At 56.7% G+C, this 17,529-nt stretch carries 17 protein-coding genes; 7 read left to right on the top strand and 10 right to left on the bottom strand.

The features are described from left to right. The first annotated feature begins 75 nt into the window (after window positions 1-75). Entirely contained in the window at window positions 76-891 is an 816-nt protein-coding gene (gene yidA / locus H5P17_RS13040) for a sugar-phosphatase (protein WP_182823373.1), read from the top strand. A gap of 43 nt (window positions 892-934) precedes the next feature. Here the strand turns inward: yidA and H5P17_RS13035 are convergent, their stop codons facing one another. Together H5P17_RS13035 and H5P17_RS13030 are read right to left on the bottom strand one after the other, a co-directional pair. After that, window positions 935-1,876 (bottom strand): ornithine cyclodeaminase family protein, encoded by a 942-nt coding sequence (locus H5P17_RS13035; RefSeq protein WP_182823371.1) that lies wholly within the window; start codon window positions 1,874-1,876, stop codon window positions 935-937. After that, window positions 1,863-2,831, bottom strand: coding sequence for a threonine/serine dehydratase (locus H5P17_RS13030; RefSeq protein ID WP_182823369.1), 969 nt, complete (start codon window positions 2,829-2,831; stop codon window positions 1,863-1,865). Before H5P17_RS13030 ends, H5P17_RS13035 begins: the two co-directional genes overlap by 14 nt. A gap of 172 nt (window positions 2,832-3,003) precedes the next feature. Here H5P17_RS13030 and H5P17_RS13025 point away from each other — a divergent pair, with 172 nt between their 5' ends. After that, on the top strand, window positions 3,004-4,284 hold the full coding sequence (locus H5P17_RS13025; RefSeq protein ID WP_182823367.1) for a DUF3748 domain-containing protein: 1,281 nt from the start codon (window positions 3,004-3,006) through the stop codon (window positions 4,282-4,284). Between the two features lie 34 nt (window positions 4,285-4,318). Here H5P17_RS13025 and H5P17_RS13020 read toward each other — a convergent pair whose 3' ends face one another. Then, a complete protein-coding gene (locus H5P17_RS13020) occupies window positions 4,319-4,663 on the bottom strand; it encodes a YceK/YidQ family lipoprotein (RefSeq protein ID WP_182823365.1) in 345 nt (114 codons plus the stop codon). 303 nt (window positions 4,664-4,966) lie between these two features. Between H5P17_RS13020 and ibpA the strand changes: the two genes are divergently transcribed. The 3 genes from ibpA to H5P17_RS13005 all read left to right on the top strand — a co-directional run bounded on the left by ibpA (window position 4,967) and on the right by H5P17_RS13005 (window position 7,790). Further along, window positions 4,967-5,380 carry a small heat shock chaperone IbpA gene (ibpA, locus tag H5P17_RS13015; RefSeq protein ID WP_044554303.1) on the top strand — a complete coding sequence of 138 codons (414 nt, stop codon included), beginning with the start codon at window positions 4,967-4,969 and terminating at the stop codon, window positions 5,378-5,380. A gap of 98 nt (window positions 5,381-5,478) precedes the next feature. Then, window positions 5,479-5,907, top strand: a complete 429-nt coding sequence (ibpB, locus tag H5P17_RS13010; RefSeq protein ID WP_182823363.1) for a small heat shock chaperone IbpB — start codon at window positions 5,479-5,481, stop codon at window positions 5,905-5,907. A gap of 224 nt (window positions 5,908-6,131) precedes the next feature. Further along, a complete protein-coding gene (locus tag H5P17_RS13005) occupies window positions 6,132-7,790 on the top strand; it encodes a putative transporter (protein ID WP_182823361.1) in 1,659 nt (552 codons plus the stop codon). Between the two features lie 36 nt (window positions 7,791-7,826). Here H5P17_RS13005 and H5P17_RS13000 read toward each other — a convergent pair whose 3' ends face one another. Both H5P17_RS13000 and H5P17_RS12995 read right to left on the bottom strand, forming a co-directional pair. Continuing rightward, window positions 7,827-9,080 carry a valine--pyruvate transaminase gene (locus H5P17_RS13000; protein ID WP_044554306.1) on the bottom strand — a complete coding sequence of 418 codons (1,254 nt, stop codon included), beginning with the start codon at window positions 9,078-9,080 and terminating at the stop codon, window positions 7,827-7,829. Window positions 9,081-9,214: 134 nt separating this feature from the next. Then, a complete protein-coding gene (locus H5P17_RS12995; protein WP_182823359.1) occupies window positions 9,215-11,284 on the bottom strand; it encodes an alpha-amylase in 2,070 nt (689 codons plus the stop codon). 188 nt (window positions 11,285-11,472) lie between these two features. Here H5P17_RS12995 and H5P17_RS12990 point away from each other — a divergent pair, with 188 nt between their 5' ends. Then, window positions 11,473-11,721 carry a CopG family ribbon-helix-helix protein gene (locus tag H5P17_RS12990; RefSeq protein WP_044554308.1) on the top strand — a complete coding sequence of 83 codons (249 nt, stop codon included), beginning with the start codon at window positions 11,473-11,475 and terminating at the stop codon, window positions 11,719-11,721. Then, complete coding sequence (locus tag H5P17_RS12985; RefSeq protein ID WP_044554309.1) at window positions 11,711-11,998, top strand: type II toxin-antitoxin system RelE/ParE family toxin; 288 nt, start codon at window positions 11,711-11,713, stop codon at window positions 11,996-11,998. The genes H5P17_RS12990 and H5P17_RS12985 overlap by 11 nt, the downstream gene beginning before the upstream one ends. 43 nt (window positions 11,999-12,041) lie before the next feature. On the opposite strand, the gene ghrB is transcribed toward H5P17_RS12985, so the two are convergent. The 5 genes from ghrB to H5P17_RS12960 form a co-directional block, all read right to left on the bottom strand. Then, window positions 12,042-13,019, bottom strand: coding sequence for a glyoxylate/hydroxypyruvate reductase GhrB (gene ghrB / locus H5P17_RS12980; RefSeq protein ID WP_044554310.1), 978 nt, complete (start codon window positions 13,017-13,019; stop codon window positions 12,042-12,044). Window positions 13,020-13,185: 166 nt separating this feature from the next. Then, window positions 13,186-14,454 (bottom strand): MFS transporter, encoded by a 1,269-nt coding sequence (locus tag H5P17_RS12975; RefSeq protein ID WP_044554311.1) that lies wholly within the window; start codon window positions 14,452-14,454, stop codon window positions 13,186-13,188. A 109-nt stretch (window positions 14,455-14,563) separates the two neighbouring features. After that, window positions 14,564-15,523: a sugar kinase gene (locus H5P17_RS12970; protein WP_182823357.1), complete on the bottom strand. Its 960-nt coding sequence runs from the start codon at window positions 15,521-15,523 to the stop codon at window positions 14,564-14,566. A 5-nt stretch (window positions 15,524-15,528) separates the two neighbouring features. Then, window positions 15,529-16,281 carry a sugar phosphate isomerase/epimerase gene (locus H5P17_RS12965; protein WP_044554313.1) on the bottom strand — a complete coding sequence of 251 codons (753 nt, stop codon included), beginning with the start codon at window positions 16,279-16,281 and terminating at the stop codon, window positions 15,529-15,531. 183 nt (window positions 16,282-16,464) lie between these two features. Beyond that, a complete protein-coding gene (locus tag H5P17_RS12960) occupies window positions 16,465-17,481 on the bottom strand; it encodes a LacI family DNA-binding transcriptional regulator (RefSeq protein WP_041415138.1) in 1,017 nt (338 codons plus the stop codon). Window positions 17,482-17,529 lie beyond the last annotated feature (48 nt).

The raw sequence follows: 17,529 nt of genomic DNA, 5'->3' as shown, positions 1-17,529 counted from the left end.
TTTACGCCGTTTTTGACGCTGACACGGCGGGCTGAAACGCGTTAGCATGGGGAAAAACCACTGGGAGAGGCTCGAATGGCTATTGAACTGATTGCGATTGATATGGACGGCACGCTGCTCAACCCGCAGCACCAGATTACGCCGGCGGTAAAGCAGGCAATCACCGAGGCGCGCCGTAAAGGGGTGCATGTGGTGCTGGCCACCGGGCGACCTTACGTCGGCGTGCAGGACTATCTGCGTCAGTTGGACATTCAGGGGCCCGGTGATTTTTGTATTACCTATAACGGTGCGTTGGTTTTGAAGGCGGTAGATGGCGCATGCATCCTGCAGGAAACGCTGGGCTTTGAGGATTATCTCTACTTCGAGCAGATGGCACGCGAATTCGGCGTTCACTATCAGGCATTTGATTTCGATACGCTGTATACGCCGAACAAAGATATCGGCAAATACACCGTGCACGAATCGGAGATGACCGGCATTCCGCTCAAGTACCGCGGCGTGGAAGAGATGGATCCGGCGATTCGTTTCCCTAAGTTGATGATGGTCGATGAGCCTGAGCTGCTGGACCGCGCCATCGCTCGCATCCCGGCTGAAACGCGGGAGCGTTATACCATCCTGAAAAGCGCGCCGTACTTCCTGGAGATCCTGCATAAGAACGTGGATAAAGGGACCGGCGTGAAAATGCTGGCCGATCATCTCGGTATTGCGCAGCAAAACGTGATGACGTTGGGCGATCAAGCCAATGACACCGCGATGATCGAGTATGCCGGCGTTGGCGTGGCCATGGGCAATGCCATTGAGGAACTGAAGGCGGTGGCGCAGTTTGTGACCGCCACCAATACTGAAGACGGCGTGGCCCGCGCCATCGAGAAATTTGTACTGAATGCCTAAAGTTGTTTTGCATCAGGGGGCGCAGCTGCGCCCCTTAATCCCGTTATAACCGCGCTAAAATTCCCTTCACAATCTGCACGTCCTGAATTGCCAAGCCGGTCAGATCGGCCAGGGTGATTTGCTCCGGATCGTTGCGCACCTGCTTTCCTTGCGCCAGAGCGGTACCTAATTCGACGATGGGCATCGAAGCCAACAATCCCTGCCGATAAGCCGTGGCGATCTCGCCGTATTCTGTACATTGAGAAACAGAGTCTGCCAGCAAGACATCCGCCCTGGCCACCAGACCGCTCTCCAGTTCCTGTTTGCCGTGCACATCGGCGCCGACCGCGGTGATGTGGGTGCCGGGCTGAATATCGGCAGCCCGCAGAATGGGCTCGCGGCTGGGTGTGGTGGTGATAATCAACCGGCAGTATGCCGCCAGCTCTGCCGCATCCTGGCTGATATTCACCCGGAAACCTTCGGCTTCAGCACTGCGACGGTAGGCTTGCAGCGCTGGTTCGCTGCGGCCCCATACCCAGACTTCCCGGCAGGCGGTCACAGATTTTAGCTGTTGCAACTGCAACAGGGCCTGCATACCGCAGCCGACGATACCTATTGCCGGGATCTCCGTTGGTGCACACAGTTCGGCGACGATCCGCCCGGCCAGAGCGGTGCGTAATGCGGTTAACCAGCCTTCGTCCAGCAACAACGCCTGCGGTTCACCGGTTTGTGCCGAGAAAGCCATCATCAGCCCTTGATTGCTGGCCAACCCTTGCGCCGGATTACGGTAAAAACCGGAGGAAACCTTGAGGACAAATTGCTCATCTCCTTCCAGCCACGCCGATTTAATACAGCAATCGCCGCATGCCTGCTCAAACAGAAAATGTTGTACCGGCGGTTGTTGTACCTGCCGTTGTGAGTAGGCAATAAATCCTTCTTTTAGCAGTAAAGTGGTGGCATCTGCGTCGAAAGCCTCGAGTATCTGCCGTTTGTTAAGAATTTTCATCGGCGATCGCCTTGAGGTATTTCTCCAGCACGATGTTTTTTCCGCACAGGACCACGGCCACTTTTTTTCCCTGAAACTCCGGTGCCAGTTTGATGGCGGCGGCTAAGGCTACCCCGGCAGCCCCTTCGATAATCCAGCGATCGCTGGCGGCAATTTGACGCATAGCCCGCTTGATTTCAGTTTCACTGACCAAGACTTTGCGGTCGATCAGCTGCTGACACAGAGGGAAGGTGATGGCGCCGGGCTCCACGCCGCCGGCAGTGCCGTCGGACAGGGTATCTTGTTCTTCCACCGGGAAAATATGGCCGGCTTCCAATGCGCTGTACATGCTGGTGGCGTTTTCCGGCCAGCAGGCAATTAGCTGTGTTTTCGGCGATAGTCGCCGCAAAACGCTGCCGATACCCGAAATATAGCCGCCGCCACCTACCGCGACAAACACCGCATCCAAATCCGGCTGTTGTTCGACCAGCTCCATGCCGCAGGTCCCCTGACCGGCGATGACTTGCTCGTCATTATAGGGGGAGACATAAGCCTTCCCTTGTTCCTGCGCCGCCTTTTCCCCCGCCTGCTCGGCATTTAGCGCATCGCCCGCCACCAGTTCCACCTGGGCGCCCAGAGCGCGAATGGTGTCGAGTTTTATCGCCGCTGCCGTCTCCGGCGCATAAACCTTGACCTCAATGCCCATCAACTTTCCCGCCAGTGCCATTGCTTGGCCGTGATTACCGCTGGAGGCGGCGATCACCCCGCGCAGGCGTTGCTCGTCACTCAGCAGCCGCAGCTTGTTGCTAGCGCCACGGAATTTAAAAGAGCCGGTAGGCTGCAGGTGATCGCATTTCAGATACAGCTCGCAACCCAACTGCTGCGACAGCAGCACGCTGCGTTCCAGCGGGGTCACACGAACCTGCGGGCGCAATTGCTGATGGGCGGAAACAATGGCATCGAATAAGTGGCTCATGGCGGCTCCGGTAAAAAGGTGTTTTTGTGTACTATAAAATCCAGTTTGTACTTTTTAGTATTTTTTGTAAACCCCAATCTGTCTGCGGGAAAGTGTGTCGATGGGCAATGTGAAGCCGCGCCCCAATCCGGTAAGATGGCGACTCAGTGCCAGCATGCGCAGGGGAGCCGCCATGAGCCATCGGGAAAAACAGCTGACTTTTGACCCACGTGGGCATCAGTTAACCAATATTAATGTCTGGACGCCGGACAGCCAGTGGCTGGCTTACGACGTGCGCCCGAATGGTGCCTCCTTCACCGGCCTGAGCATTGAGCGGGTGAATGTCGATAGCGGCGTAGTCGAAGTCGTATATCGCGCCCAACAGGGGGCCCACGTTGGCGTTGTGACCGTCAGCCCGGATGAACCGGCCCGCTATGCTTTCATTCATGGGCCTGAGCACCCGGACAGCGTCTGGCATTACGATTTTCACCATCGCCGCGGGGTGATCGTCAGCGAACCCGACCGTGAGCTGGCCATTACCCTGGATGCGATGGACATCACTCCCCCTTATACGCCGGGCGCACTGCGTGGCGGCACTCACGTACACGTGTTCAGCCCGGACGGCAGCCGCCTGAGCTTTACCTATAACGACCATGTGATGCATGAGCTGGATCGGGCGCAGGACCTGCGTAACGTCGGCGTGGCCGTGCCGTTGCAGGGGGTGAATCCGCCGAAGCAGCATCCACGTGAATATGACGGCAGCCACTACTGCGTGCTGGTGAGCGAGACCACGGCACAGCCGCAGCCCGGTAGCGATCAGATTAACCGCGCCTATGAAGAGGGCTGGGTCGGGCAACGGGGTTATGTACGGCCCGATGGGCGTCAGCAGCGCTGGGCGCTGGCATTTATCGGCGATACCCTTTCCAGCGGCGGTGAAAAGTTGCCGGAAGTGTTTATTGTGGATTTGCCGCAGGATGACGCGGATTATGCAAAGGCCGGTTCCCGGCCGCTGCAGGGGACCGAAAACAGCTTGCCTGCTCCACCGCGTGGTGTGCGTCAGCGGCGGCTGACCTTTACCGGCGAGCGTCGTTATCCCGGCGTGGTAACCGCCCCACGTCACTGGCTGCGCAGCTCGCCAGACGGCAGCATGATTGCCTGTTTGATGAAGGATGATGCGGGCGTGGTGCAGTTATGGACGGTTTCACCGAATGGCGGCGAACCACGGCAGGTCACTCGCGGCGATCAGGGGATCCAATCGGCGTTCAGCTGGCACCCGCAGGGTGGCCGGATTGCGCTGGTATGTGACAACAGCCTGATGCTGTGCGAGGTGGCCAGTGGCCGCATGCAGCGCCTGACTCAGCGGACGGCGCTGCCGCCATCGGGCGATGCTATCGTATTTTCACCGGATGGAAACAAAGTGGCCTTTATGCGCGAGGTCGACGGATTCAGCCAGATTTTTGTGGTTGAAGCCTGATCAACTGCGGGCCACAAGCCCGCAACTGCGTAGTTTACTGTGGGGTTGTCGTGGCGGCATGGGCAGGATCGCCGCTGGCGGCCAGATTCTGTTCTTCACCGCGCAAGATCCGCGCTCTGGGTGAGTCTGTGGTGCTGTCGCTGCCGGAGCGCATGTAGTCGTAAGGCAGCAATACGGTATCCATCACCGCCGAGAATGGCAGGTCCAACGCCACCAGCGGCATCATCGCCCAACTGGTATTGTCGTCCTTCAGCATATCCACGCTGGCACGGGTGCCAGGATAGTAACCCTGATTAGGGCCAGTATGACTCATTACGCTGGAGCAGCCGTTGGTCGCTAACAGCATGCAACTGGTTGCTATGACTCTTATCGTTTTCATTTTCCATCCTGCAGGGTGCTGTTCCCCAAAATCTGCTGATCTATAACATCCTCTGGATGTTTTAAAAGGAGCAAGGACCCGCTCTGTGGCGGTTGTCTCACTTTATTGTAAGGGATAAAAAAACTTTCGCCGAACTGATTGTCATTTTTTTGATCGTGGGCGGTTGAAATGGTGAAAGCGACCCCCATTTTCTTATCAGAGCCAAATTAAGAATTTGCCGTAAGGGAGTTCTGGCTATTTAGTCTGTCCATGATGGAAGACTTAATTATTCAACCTCGCTGAAGTGTCTTAGGAGGCTGTTTTATGCGTAACTTTGATCTTTCACCGCTTTACCGTTCCGCGATTGGATTTGACCGTTTGTTTAACGCGTTGGAGGCAGGACAGAGCCAAGGCAATGGCGGTTATCCACCCTATAACGTTGAGCTGGTAGATGAAAATCATTACCGCATTGCCATTGCGGTGGCCGGATTTGCCGAGCAGGAACTGGAAATCACTACCCAGGACAATCTGCTGATAGTCCGTGGCGCCCATAATAGTGAACCGGCGGAAAGAACCTACTTATATCAAGGTATTGCCGAGCGTAATTTTGAACGCAAATTCCAGCTGGCCGAGCATATCCAAATTAAAGGCGCCAAACTGGAAAACGGGTTGCTGTATATCGATATGGAACGCCTGGTACCGGAAACATTAAAACCGCGTCGTATAGAAATTAAATAATTCATATTTCATCGGCGAAACGTCTCGCTGGTGCAATGTTCATGCCTGCCGACAGGGGGCACTAAAAATTACCTCGCTTCATAGAAGGAGTTTACATCATGCGTAATTACGATCTTTCACCTTTACTGCGTCAGTGGATTGGTTTCGACAAGTTGGCCAGTTCAATGGGCGGCCAGGAGCCACAGGGGTTCCCGCCTTACAACATTGAGAAAACCGACGACAACCACTACCGCATTTCTCTGGCGTTAGCCGGGTTTAAACAAAGTGAGCTGGATATTGAAGTAGAAGGCCCACGCCTGACCGTACGTGGCAAGCCGACACCGCCAGAAAAACAGGTGGAATATCTGCATCAGGGGTTGGTGTTCAAAGACTTCAACCTGACCTTCACGCTGGCTGAACACCTGCAGGTCTCTGAGGCCAAGTTTGAAAACGGCCTGCTGCATATCGATCTGGTGCGTCATGTCCCAGAAGCTCTGCAGCCACAGCGTATCGCCATCGGCACCACGCCGGGGCTGGAAGCCAAATAACGCTTTGAAAAACTAATAGTTTTACCTATGCATTTCAGGCCGCAGAGGTTCGTACGGCGGCCTGAAAGAGAAAAGGTATCGACGGGGGAAGTCCAAACGGGCTTCCCCCGTTGCATTATGTGGCTTAACCCACAGTCGCGTTTTCCTACCTATGCCAAAATCCCTGTTAATTGTGTGACTTTGGCCGCAAACCGGTTGTTAAACTTCTGGCAAGGATGTGACCTATGAGCGAAATCGCCCTGACCGTCAGTATGTTGGCGTTGGTGGCCGTTCTCGGGCTGTGGATGGGTAACTGGAAGCTGTATGGGGTTGGATTGGGTATTGGTGGGGTGCTGTTTGGCGGCATTATCGTCGGGCATTTCGCCCAGAGTTGGCAGCTCAGTCTCAATGGCGACATGCTGCACTTCATTCAGGAATTTGGCCTGATCCTGTTCGTTTACACCATAGGTATTCAGGTCGGGCCCGGTTTCTTCTCTTCCTTGCGGGTATCCGGGTTGCGGCTCAACGGCTTCGCCATTTTGCTGGTGCTGGTGGGCGGAGTGGTCGCGGCGGGGGTTCACAAGCTGTTTGACGTCCCGCTGCCGATCATTCTTGGCGTGTTCTCCGGCGCGGTCACCAATACCCCTGCACTCGGCGCCGGGCAGCAAATTCTTACCGATTTGGGCTCAGATCCGGCAATGGTCGATCGCATGGGGATGGGCTATGCCATGGCCTATCCATTCGGTATCTGCGGCATTCTGCTGGTGATGTGGCTGATACGCCTGTTTTTCCGCATCAATATCGAACGCGAGGCTCAGGCCTTTGAAAGCAGCCTGGGTAACCAGCGCGAGCTGCTGCAAACCATGAATATCGCGGTGCGTAACCCGAACCTGCAGGGGATGGCGATCAAGAATGTGCCGCTGCTGAACGGTGAGGATATTATCTGTTCACGCCTGAAACGCGGTGAGTTGCTGATGGTACCGGCGCCGCTCGAGAGGCTGGAACTGGGCGACTACCTGCATCTGGTGGGCAAACGTGAAAGTCTGGAAAACGCCCGGCTGGTGATTGGCGAAGAGGTCGACGTCTCGCTGTCAACGCGGGGGACGGAGCTGCAGGTGGTGAGGGCGGTGGTGACCAATGAAAAAGTCCTGGGCAGCAAAATCCGCGATCTGAACCTGAAGCAAAAATACGATGTGGTGATTTCGCGCCTCAATCGCGCGGGGGTCGAACTGGTGGCAGGCAGCAATGTGACGCTGCAATTCGGCGACATTCTCAACCTGGTTGGCCGACCGGAGTCCATCGAGGCGGTGGCGGCCATTGTCGGTAATGCCCAACAGAAGCTGCAGCAGGTGCAAATGTTGCCGGTGTTTATCGGTATCGGTTTGGGAGTGCTTTTGGGGTCTGTACCGCTGTTTGTGCCGGGTTTTCCAGCAGCATTGCGCCTCGGGCTGGCCGGTGGGCCCTTGGTCGCGGCCTTGATACTCGGGCGTATCGGTAGCATCGGCAAGCTGTATTGGTTTATGCCGCCCAGCGCCAACCTGGCGCTGCGTGAACTGGGTATCGTGCTGTTTCTGGCGGTGGTGGGGCTGAAGTCGGGCGGTAACTTTGTCGATACCCTGATTAATGGCGAAGGGATGGCGTGGATTGGTTACGGTGCATTGATCACCGCAATCCCGTTGCTCAGCGTTGGCGTATTGGCGCGGATGGTGGGCAAGATGAATTATTTGACGCTGTCCGGCATGCTGGCGGGTTCAATGACCGATCCGCCGGCGCTGGCCTTTGCTAACGGTCTGCACCCGACCAGCGGCGCTGCCGCGCTGTCTTACGCCACGGTTTACCCTTTGGCGATGTTCCTGCGCATCATGTCGCCTCAACTGCTGGCGGTGTTGTTCTGGGTAATGTGAAGTTTTGGGGCGCCTTCTGCGCGCCCCATTCGAGGATCAGCCAGCTTCCTGATGAGCACGCTCAATCTCTTCCGCCAGTATCGCCACGCCACGTTCAATTTTCTCCGGATCTGGCACGTAGTTCATCCGCATGCACTGATGAGTATGCGGCCACTCATGCTCCAGCCCCGGGAAGAAGTAGTGGCCCGGCACCATCAGCACGCCGCGTTTTTTCAGACGCTGATACAGCAGCTCGGTGGTGATCGGCAGATCCTTGAACCACAGCCAAAGGAAAATAGCCCCTTCCGGTTTATGGATCAGGCAGCGTTCCGGCGACAGATAGCGGCGGATAATGCTGATGGTCTGTTCGACGCGTTGCTTGTAGAACGGGCGGATCACCTCGTTTGACAGCCGCAACAGGTCACCACGTTCGATCATTTCCGTTGCCATCGCCGGCCCCATGCTGCCTGGCGACAAGCTGATAATGCCGTTCATGTTGGTCAGGGCACCGATGGTTTTCTCATCGGCGATCACGATGCCGCAGCGCGAGCCGGGCAGGCCCAGTTTCGACAGGCTCATGCACAGGATAATGTTTGGGTTCCACAGCGGCGTAGCGTCGCTGAAGATAATGCCGGGGAAGGGCACGCCGTAGGCGTTATCGATCACCAGCGGGATATTGCGCTGCTGCGCCAGCCGATCAAGCTTCATCAGCTCTTCGTCAGTGATCACGTTGCCGGTCGGGTTGGTCGGGCGTGACACGCAGATCATGCCGATATCGTCGCCGATATTCAGATGTTCAAAGTCAACGTGATACTTGAACTGGCCTTCCGGCAGCAGCTCAATGTTGGGCTTGGCTGAAACAAACAGCCCCTCGTCCAACCCGGCATCGGCATAGCCGATATATTCCGGCGCCAGCGGAAACAGCACGCGGCGACGGCTGCCGTCGGCATAGCGCCCGGCAAACAGGTTAAACAAGTAGAAAAATGCGCTCTGACTGCCATTTGTCAGTGCAATGTTCTGTGGTGAGATCTGCCAGCCCAGCTCATCGCGCAGCAAATTAGCCAGCGCTTTCAGCAGGGCGTCTTTGCCCTGCGGGCCGTCATAGTTACACAGCGCCTCGGTCAGTTTGCCCTGATCGAGCATGTCCTGGCACAGTTGTTTGAAGTAGCTTTCCATCTCTGGAATTTGCGCCGGATTACCGCCGCCGAGCATGATGGCACCGGGGGTGCGCAGGCCTTCGTTCAGGTCATCCATTAAACGGGTAATGCCCGCGTAACGGGTAAATTTGTCGCCGAAAAGTGAAAAAGTCATAGGTGCAACTGTATTGTTTTTAGCAGGTAATACCCCACCATACCGCCAGACAATTTCCGGTGCAATGCGGTTCATAAAACAACCATCGGGAGTAAACTTCACCCGATGGTTTTTTAGCAGCATATTTCTCTGAATTATCGTGACCGATCGCCGACCCAGGCCACCATCACTTTATCGTCGCCGAGCCGCCGGCTGAAAGCATAGTAGTGTGCCGTTTGCTGCGACTGCTGCGTGCCGGCACCAATCGCCGGGTGACGAGCGCGGAATTGCCCCAATCGCTGCCAATGGGCCAACAGAGGCGCCTTGACGCCCTGCAACTCACTCCAGTTCATATCGGAACGGGTCCCCTGCAACGGATCTGAGCCGGTGGGGCCCAGTTGACGGCCACTTTCATCGCCGTAGTAAATCTGCACCGCTCCGGGCGCCAACAGCAGCAGATCGGCGGCGCGCTGCTGTAGCGCCAGCGACCCTTTAGCATCGCTGGCAAAGAACAGCCGGGTATCGTGCGAGGAGATATAGCTCAACACGTTGAAATCCTGAAGCTTGTCGGCCATCTGCCGGTAGGTGGCGTCGATAGTGGAGAAACAGCCCAGCGCCTGGGAAGCCTGATCCTGGAAGTCAAAATTGATCATCGCGTCGAAGCCGTTCTGGTAATAATCGCTTTTCATCACGCCATGGCCCCAGGCCTCGCCGGTCATCCAGAAAGGGGCGTCATCCAGTGCCTGTTGTGGATGGGCGGCTTTCCACTCTGCCAGAGCTGCGGTGGCGCGCTGTTTCAAAAGCGCCAGCGTTGGTTTTTCTACGTGCTTGGCGGTGTCGACGCGAAAACCGTCAATGCCGTAGTTGCGTACCCACTGGCTGAGCCAGGTGGTCAGGTAGTCTCGTGTGGTGGCGCCGGGAATATCCCGCGCGGCGGTATCGGGTTTATGGCGGTAAAACAGGGGCAGGCCACTGGCACCGGGCGCTTCAGTTTTGATGTCCGGAAGGAAAGCCAGCGACATGGTGAGATCGTTATAGCCCGGTGGATCGTAGTCACCGATATCGGTACGGATCCAGTTTTTGCCCCACCATGAGCTCCAGCCCGCTTTGTCGCTGAAGTTGATGTAATCGTTGAAGCTGTGCCAGTTTTGACCGGGGCCTGGCCGCCAGTCGCCCCAATGTTTACCCAGGGTTTTTTCGATTTCTTCCTCCTTCAGATACAGCGAACCGAATTGGAAGGCCTGCATATCCGCCAGCGTGGCGTAGCCGACGTGATTTACGACTACGTCAAACAGAATGCGGATGCCGCGTTGGTGCGCCTGATCGACCAGCGTGCGCAGCTCTTGCTCGCTGCCCATATTGGCATCGAGTCGGGTCCAGTCCAGCGCGTAGTAGCCGTGATAGGCGTAATGCGGGAAGTCCCCTTTGGTGCCGCCGCCGACCCAACCGTGGATCTGCTCCAGCGGTGAACTGATCCACAGCGCATTGACGCCAAGCTGTTGCAGATAATCCAGTTTTTTGGTCAGACCCGCCAGATCGCCGCCGTGGAAGGTGCCGATCTCCTGCATGCCGTCACTGCGGCGCCCGTAGCTGTGGTCGTTGGCCGGGTTGCCGTTCTCAAAGCGGTCGGTAAGGGCAAAATACACCGTGGCGTTGTGCCAATTGAAGGGGGCCGGTTTTTCACTGCCGGCAGATTCAAGTAACAGCAGTCCGCCGCTACCGGCGGCAGGTTGCAGGGTAATTTTGCCCTGGCTGACCTTCGCCGTTTGGCCTGAATAGAAATCGCGTACCGATTCGCCTTCGTCAAAGGTTGCCGCGACGTCAAGGGTGACCGGTTTACCGTCCCAGCGTTGGCAGGTGTGTGTGGCGGCGGCAGTGGCGGTTTCCGGTGCGGTTTTCAGACTGAGTTGTAACGTCGGCGTGCCGCTGCGCGTATCGATGCGCACCTGGTATTCCCCGGTGCGGAACAGCCGCCAGTTAACCGGCGGGTTATCGCCGCAGGGTTGCAGTGACAACGTTTGGTTCAGTTTGACCGGCGCAGTTGGCTGCCAGCATTGCTGGTCCTGGTAAATCTTCAACGGCAGTTCGCCTTTGGGCAGCGTGGCGTGGCTGGTGAACAAGCCATCGGCGGAAGTACCGTCAAAGGCCGGGAAGCTTTGCAGCGTCCAGCTTGCTATTGCCGCAGGCGACAGCAGCATCAGCAGGGGAAGGGTCAGGCGTTTCATGGCTCTCCTTACGCGTGGCAGGAAGCGTTTTTATCGTAGGGTAATGCCCAGTGTGACGAATGATGAAAAAATAGCCTCATCCCGGCGCGAGATTTTCAGGGAGGAGAAGGCAGGGGGAGAGCCGAGGCTGTTATCCGATGATTTTTTAATCTATATTACAATGTATACATTGTAGTGTGAGGTGATCTATGAGCGTGATGTCCGTTCGACTATCGGAAGATCTCAGTGAGCAGCTCGAGGCTTTGGCCAAAGCGACCGGCAGGACTAAATCGTTTTTGGCCGGGCAGGCTATCCGAGATTTCATTAACCGCGAAGCCTGGCAAATAGCTGAAACTCAGCAGGCAATCATTGAGGCGGATCAGGGTGATTTTGTTTCTGACGATGAAATGGAAACCCGCTTCAAGAAGATGGGGGTGATTGATAACGATGAAAATTAAATGGCTAAGGAAAGCCGCAAGCAATCTTGATGACGAATATGATTGGTTTTATCAAGAGAGTCCTCAGGTTGCGACAGAGTTTGCCAGGGAGGTCTTTCGCTTAGTGAATTTGCTGGTTTCAAACCCGGCCCTCGGCAGAGCTGGCAGGGTGATGGGCACCCGGGAAATCGTGATGAAAACCTTCCCGTACCTGATCCCGTACAGAATTAAAAACAATGAAATACATATCCTTAGAATATTCCATATGCGCAGGCGTGCGCCAAAAAAGTGTTGGTGATTTTGCATGGATGCCAGTTTTTTCTCACTGGCATCCATGAAAGTTACTTCTTCAACAGCTGCGGGTTGACGCAGTTTTCTGTGACCTTGCCGGTCAGTGCGGCGATCAGGTTGTCCACGGCGCAGGCGGCCATGCCGTAACGGGTCTCATGGGTCGCAGAACCGATGTGCGGCAGCGCCACGACGTTCGGCAACGTCAACAGCGGTGAAGAAACCGGCAGCGGTTCCTGTTCGAACACGTCCAGCCCGGCGGCATGAATAGTGCCGTTTTGCAGCGCCTCAACCAGCGCCACCTCATCAACCACGGGGCCGCGGCCGGCGTTGATCAGAATGCCGCTCTTTTTCATTTTCGCCAGTTGGTCACGGCTGATCATATGGAAAGTTTCGTCGGTCAGCGGCAGCGTAATGCAGATGAAATCGGATTCGGCCAACAGGGTATCCAGGTCACAGCGGCGGGCATTAAAACGCTGCTCCGCTTCTTCATGAGTGCGACGGGCGTTATACAGCACCGGCATGCCGAAGCCGAAATGAGCACGTTGCGCCAGCGCCAGACCAATACGGCCCATGCCGAGGATGCCGATGGTTTTGTGGTGCACGTCAACGCCAAACCAGTCTGCCCCGATGCTGCCCTGCCATTCGCCGGCTTTCACCCGCTCGGCCACTTCTACCACTCGACGAGCTGTCGCCAAAACCAGGCTCATGATGGTGTCGGCGACGGTTTCAGTCAGCACGGTTGGGGTGTGCATCAGCAGCACGTTATGGGCATTCAGCGCGTCAACGTCGAAATTATCGTAACCGACGGAAATGGTTGAGGCCGCGCGCAGTTTGGGTGCCTGCTGCAAGAAAGCCTCATCAATTTTGCCGCCGGAACCGATGATCCCTTCTGCCTGTTGCAGCGCCTGGCGCAGCTCATCGCGGTTTTCCGGGTTTAGCCCGTTGAAGGCATGCACGGTGAAGTGCTGTTCCAGTCGTTCACGCAGATCGGTGGGAATGCTTTTGTATAACACGATAGAAGGCTTCATCACTTACTCCAGCAATACCCTTCGTCTTTCAGACTGCTGCGTTGTTAACGGCTCGAACTTCCCCCAGTGACTTACTTAAGTAAGCGCCTGAGGGAAGTTCGTTTGTCGTCTGGCTGCAGCCTGAAAGCCATTGGGTATATTCAACAGAACATAAATTATAACGAGACTAAGCCAGCTGTGGGTGAGCCTCGTTGCGAGCGGGCTTGACAATCAACGTGACGAACACGGCGACCAGCAGCGCAATGGCCATGAACATATAGGAAGCCGCCGGGCTGCCGGTCGCGCCGTTGAGGTAACCGACGAACCATGAGCCAAAGAAAGAACCCAACGCCCCCATGCTGTTGATCAACGCCATGGCGCCGCCGGCGACGTTTTTCGGCAGCATCTCGGGAATGATGGCGAAGAACGGACCGTAAGGGGCGTACATTGCCGCACCGGCAATCACCAGCAGGGCATAAGAGACCCAGAAGTGGTTGGCACCTACGGCATAAGAACCAAAGAACGCCAGCGCGCCAACCAGCAGCAGCGGCCAGACGAACAGCTTACGGTTTTGCATTTTGTCCGAAGCCCAAGACACCAGGATCATGGCGATGGTCGCCGCCAGGTAAGGCACCGCCGACAGCCAGCCGGCCTCCACCATGCCCATTTCCATGCCGCTGCGCAGGATGGAAGGCAACCACAGCACGAAGCCATACACGCCAATGCTCCAGGCGAAGTACTGGACGCAAAGCAGGATCACGTTGCGTGAGCGGAAGGCTTCGCTGTAGTTACGCACCGCTTTGATGCCTTTCTGCTCTTCTTCCAACTGTTGCTGCAGGGCCAGCTTTTCGTCATCACTCAGCCATTTGGCCTGCGCCGGTTTGTCTTTGACCAGCACCCACCAGCAGAAGGCCCAGATCACCGCAGGAATGCCTTCAAAGATGAACATTTCACGCCAGCCGTAGGCATGGATCAGGTAGCCGGAAACCACCGACATCCACAGCACGGTGACGGGGTTACCGAGGATCAGGAAGGTATTGGCACGCGAACGTTCGGACTTGGTGAACCAGTTGCTGATGTAAATCAGCATGGCCGGCATCACCGCGGCTTCCACCACGCCGAGAATAAAACGGATCGCCGCCAGCATCGGGATATTGCTGACCATGCCGGTCAGCGAGGCGCAGGCGCCCCACAGGATCAGGCACCAGAAAATCAGTTTTTTAACGCTGCGGCGTTCGGCATAGATCGCGCCCGGGATTTGGAAAAAGAAATAGCCGAGGAAAAACAGTGCGCCCAACAGCGAAGACATGCCTTTGGTGATACCCAGGTCGTCATTGATGCCGGCCGCAGAGGCAAAGCTGAAGTTGGCCCGGTCGAGATAGGCCAGGCTGTAGGTGATAAACACGATGGGCATGATGTACCACCAGCGTTTAGCCGCGATAGTCGCTTTGGTCATGTTCAGATTCCTTCAGTGGTGTCGTAGTGCTCTCCCGGCGGATCTGGTTGTAGGGCCAGAGGCATCAGCCGTTCGGAGAAGGCTATTAACTGATATTGTTTTGTTATATTTATTCAGCCAGTGCCGCGCGGGTCGGTAACCCTTCGCTGTCGCCGATGGCCTGAATGGCCAGCGAGCCGATTTTATTGCCGCGTTGCACCGCCTGTTTCAGCGTTTTGCCCTCCAGCAGGGCGCTGATGGTCCCGACGGCAAAGCCGTCTCCTGCACCTACGGTATCCACCACATTGCTGACTTTAATTGCGGCTACCGCCGCCTGATCGCCCGCTGCGGTTTTAAACCAGGCGCCGTCTGGGCCGGTTTTAATGATCACCGCCTGTACGCCACGTTCCAGATAAAAATCGGCAATCCCTTCCGGTGTCGACTGGCCGGTAAGAATTTGCCCTTCTTTCAGCCCCGGCAGCACCCAGTCGGCGGCAAACGCCAGCTTATTCAGCTGCTCGATCATCACCTGCTGGCTGGACCACAACACCGGGCGCAGATTGGGATCAAATGAAATGGTTTTGCCCATCGCCCGCATCTCGCGCGCGGCGTGGTTACACAGCGCCAGCGATTGACCGGACAGCGCCGCCGCCACGCCGCTCAGGTGCAGGTGGCGTGCGGAACCGAAGTAATCGCGGCTGAAGTCGTCGGCCGACAGGTGGCTGGCCGCCGAGCCTTTGCGGAAATACTCCACACTGGGATCGGTACCATCGGTGGTTTTGGATTTGATCTGAAAACCGGTCGGATAATTAGCATCTACCGTCACTTGCTGGGCGTTGATGCCTTCTTTTTTCAATTGCTGCAGGGTGAAGCGGCCGAAAGTGTCGTTGCCGACGCGGCTGACCCAGCCGACGTTCAGCCCCAGGCGAGCCAGGCCGATCGCGACGTTCAGCTCGGCGCCGGCAATGCGTTTGGTGAAGTTGTCCACTTCCACCAGGTCGCCGGTTTGGGTTGCCACGAACATCGCCATGGCTTCACCCAGAGTGACGACGTCCAGTTGCGCGCGATGCGCGGTAGTCAGCGTTGTCATGATGTTTACTCCGCGCGCAAAAGGTTAACGTAGTAGCGGGTCACGTCTTCCAGACTGTCACCTTGCAGTGGGAATTCAATGCCGCGTGGTGCGTCCAGCGGCAGGCGAGTCAACAGATCGCGCCATTTGCCGTCGCTGTCATCCAGCGCCACGGCACGCCAGCCTTTCAGGCTATGAGTGGCGGCTTTAACGTGAACGTAGCTGACGTGGCGGGCCAGACGCTCGGCGGCGGCGAAGGCGTCTTGTCCCACCCAGTGCCAGTTGGCCATGTCGAACGTCATGCTGACCGGCAGACGGTTATCTTCTGCGGCGTGGAAAAAGGCGTTGAGCAGCGACAGAATGCCGCAGTCAGGCGTTTGATCGTTCTCGACCACCAGGCTGACCGGGTGCTGCTCCAGTGCCACTTTCAGTTCGGTAAAGTCGAAGCCCGGCTGGTAATGCCCAAGTGAGAGTTTCAACTGACGCGCGTTCAGGGTCTGGGCTTCCGCCAGCAGTGCCGGCAGGTTCGGGTTGAGCGTATGCTGTGGGGTAAACAGAGCCTCAGGCGCAGAGTAAACGGCAAACAGCTGCTGTTGTTCGATGGCCTGAGCCAGTGCCGGCAGGTTTTCCAGCTCTTGAGCAGAAAACAGTTCGCGGCGGATCTCTACACCGTCGGCGCCGGCATCGGCAATGATCGGCAATAATGCGGCCTGGCCGCCGAGCTGTTGGACGGTATCAGTGCCGTAGGCACCGGTCACCACGATAATTTCTCTTGTCATTTTTTGCTCCTGAGGTGGCGTTATCCCACCGCTGCTGTTAACCACACGTTAAATGGTACCGGTTCCAGGAGAAAGCGACAGAGTGTAAAAATATGATCGCAATCACGAACATGAGCAAAAAATAGTCTGGGGAGAAGCTGGCTGGGGCGCCGTATGTCGCGCCCTGAGCGGGAAAGAAGGGGACTATCGGGTGGTGGAGCCGCGCACGATCAGTTCACCGGGGAACATCTGCTCGCTGATGGGGGTATCCAGACCCTGAATGCGTTGCACCAATTGCTCTAGCGCGGCGTGGCCCATTTGGTAGGTCGGCTGTTTCAGCGTGGTGATGCCCACGCCGGCCAGTTCGGCCCATTCCAGTTCGTCAAAGCCCAGCAGACCGATATCGCTGCCCCATTGGATACCCAGTCGACGCATGGCGCGCGCTACCTGCAGCGTCAGCGCACCGTTGGCGGAAATGACCGCTTTGCGCATGCCGCGATGGCGGGTATTAAAATCGCCGAGCACGCCTTCCAGAAGCTTGACGTCGTTCAGCGGGACTTCGGCCTGCTCGGCCAACAGCCCGGCATGTTGCGCCATGGTTTGGTTAAACGCGTGCAGTCGTTCCAGACGGGTATTGACCGTGCCAATGGGCTCGCTGAGAAACAGAATGGCTTCGAAACCTTGTTGCAGCAGGTGTTCCGTGGCAGTCGTGGCGGCTTCGTGGTTGTTGAGGCCCACCACATCGCAGGCGAAATCATGAATTTTTCGGTCGATCAGTACCATCGGCAGCATGGATTGTTGCAGCGTCGACAACGCCTCTTCGCGCATACCGACGGCGTTGACCACAATGCCTTCTACCCGGTAGCTGCTGAGCAGTTGCAGGTAGTGCTGTTCCTGATTGACCTCGTTGTTGGTGTTACACACCAGCAGGGTAAAGCCGTGCTGACGACAGGCGGCTTCGATGCCGCGCATGACGTCCACCGAATAGGGGTTGGTTATATCGGCGATGATCAGGCCAATCAGCCGCGTCTGTCCGCCTTTCAGGCTCCGCGCCATCTGGCTTGGACGGTAGTCGAGCTGGAGGATAGCCTGCTCGATGCGCTGTTTGAGATCGTCAGAAAGCAGATGCTGCTCACCATTCAAGTAGCGCGATACGCTGGTTTTACCGGTCTTGGCGGTTTTCGCCACATCGCTGATGGTGGCCCGCCCCGAGGCGCGCATTGCCTTAACACTGCTCACAACCGATCTCCCCTGAGGTTAATTGCCAAG

It is taken from the genome of Serratia sp. OS31, from assembly GCF_014164835.1.
Lineage (GTDB): Bacteria > Pseudomonadota > Gammaproteobacteria > Enterobacterales > Enterobacteriaceae > Serratia > Serratia liquefaciens_A.
Note: the sequence above shows the minus strand (reverse complement) of the source record. Positions and strands in the feature narration are given on the sequence as shown.

Excerpts from the sequence above, each read along its gene's own strand:
- H5P17_RS12985 (WP_044554309.1), top strand. The coding sequence starts at position 11,711 with ATGAAAATTAAATGGCTAAGGAAAGCCGCAAGCAATCTTGATGACGAA.
- H5P17_RS12975 (WP_044554311.1), bottom strand. The coding sequence starts at position 14,454 with ATGACCAAAGCGACTATCGCGGCTAAACGCTGGTGGTACATCATGCCC.
- H5P17_RS13025 (WP_182823367.1), top strand. The coding sequence starts at position 3,004 with ATGAGCCATCGGGAAAAACAGCTGACTTTTGACCCACGTGGGCATCAG.
- H5P17_RS12995 (WP_182823359.1), bottom strand. The coding sequence starts at position 11,284 with ATGAAACGCCTGACCCTTCCCCTGCTGATGCTGCTGTCGCCTGCGGCA.
- yidA (WP_182823373.1), top strand. The coding sequence starts at position 76 with ATGGCTATTGAACTGATTGCGATTGATATGGACGGCACGCTGCTCAAC.
- H5P17_RS12960 (WP_041415138.1), bottom strand. The coding sequence starts at position 17,481 with ATGCGCGCCTCGGGGCGGGCCACCATCAGCGATGTGGCGAAAACCGCC.
- H5P17_RS12965 (WP_044554313.1), bottom strand. The coding sequence starts at position 16,281 with ATGACAAGAGAAATTATCGTGGTGACCGGTGCCTACGGCACTGATACC.
- H5P17_RS13035 (WP_182823371.1), bottom strand. The coding sequence starts at position 1,876 with ATGAAAATTCTTAACAAACGGCAGATACTCGAGGCTTTCGACGCAGAT.
- ghrB (WP_044554310.1), bottom strand. The coding sequence starts at position 13,019 with ATGAAGCCTTCTATCGTGTTATACAAAAGCATTCCCACCGATCTGCGT.
- ibpA (WP_044554303.1), top strand. The coding sequence starts at position 4,967 with ATGCGTAACTTTGATCTTTCACCGCTTTACCGTTCCGCGATTGGATTT.
- H5P17_RS12990 (WP_044554308.1), top strand. The coding sequence starts at position 11,473 with ATGAGCGTGATGTCCGTTCGACTATCGGAAGATCTCAGTGAGCAGCTC.
- H5P17_RS13005 (WP_182823361.1), top strand. The coding sequence starts at position 6,132 with ATGAGCGAAATCGCCCTGACCGTCAGTATGTTGGCGTTGGTGGCCGTT.
- H5P17_RS12970 (WP_182823357.1), bottom strand. The coding sequence starts at position 15,523 with ATGACAACGCTGACTACCGCGCATCGCGCGCAACTGGACGTCGTCACT.
- H5P17_RS13030 (WP_182823369.1), bottom strand. The coding sequence starts at position 2,831 with ATGAGCCACTTATTCGATGCCATTGTTTCCGCCCATCAGCAATTGCGC.
- H5P17_RS13020 (WP_182823365.1), bottom strand. The coding sequence starts at position 4,663 with ATGAAAACGATAAGAGTCATAGCAACCAGTTGCATGCTGTTAGCGACC.
- H5P17_RS13000 (WP_044554306.1), bottom strand. The coding sequence starts at position 9,080 with ATGACTTTTTCACTTTTCGGCGACAAATTTACCCGTTACGCGGGCATT.
- ibpB (WP_182823363.1), top strand. The coding sequence starts at position 5,479 with ATGCGTAATTACGATCTTTCACCTTTACTGCGTCAGTGGATTGGTTTC.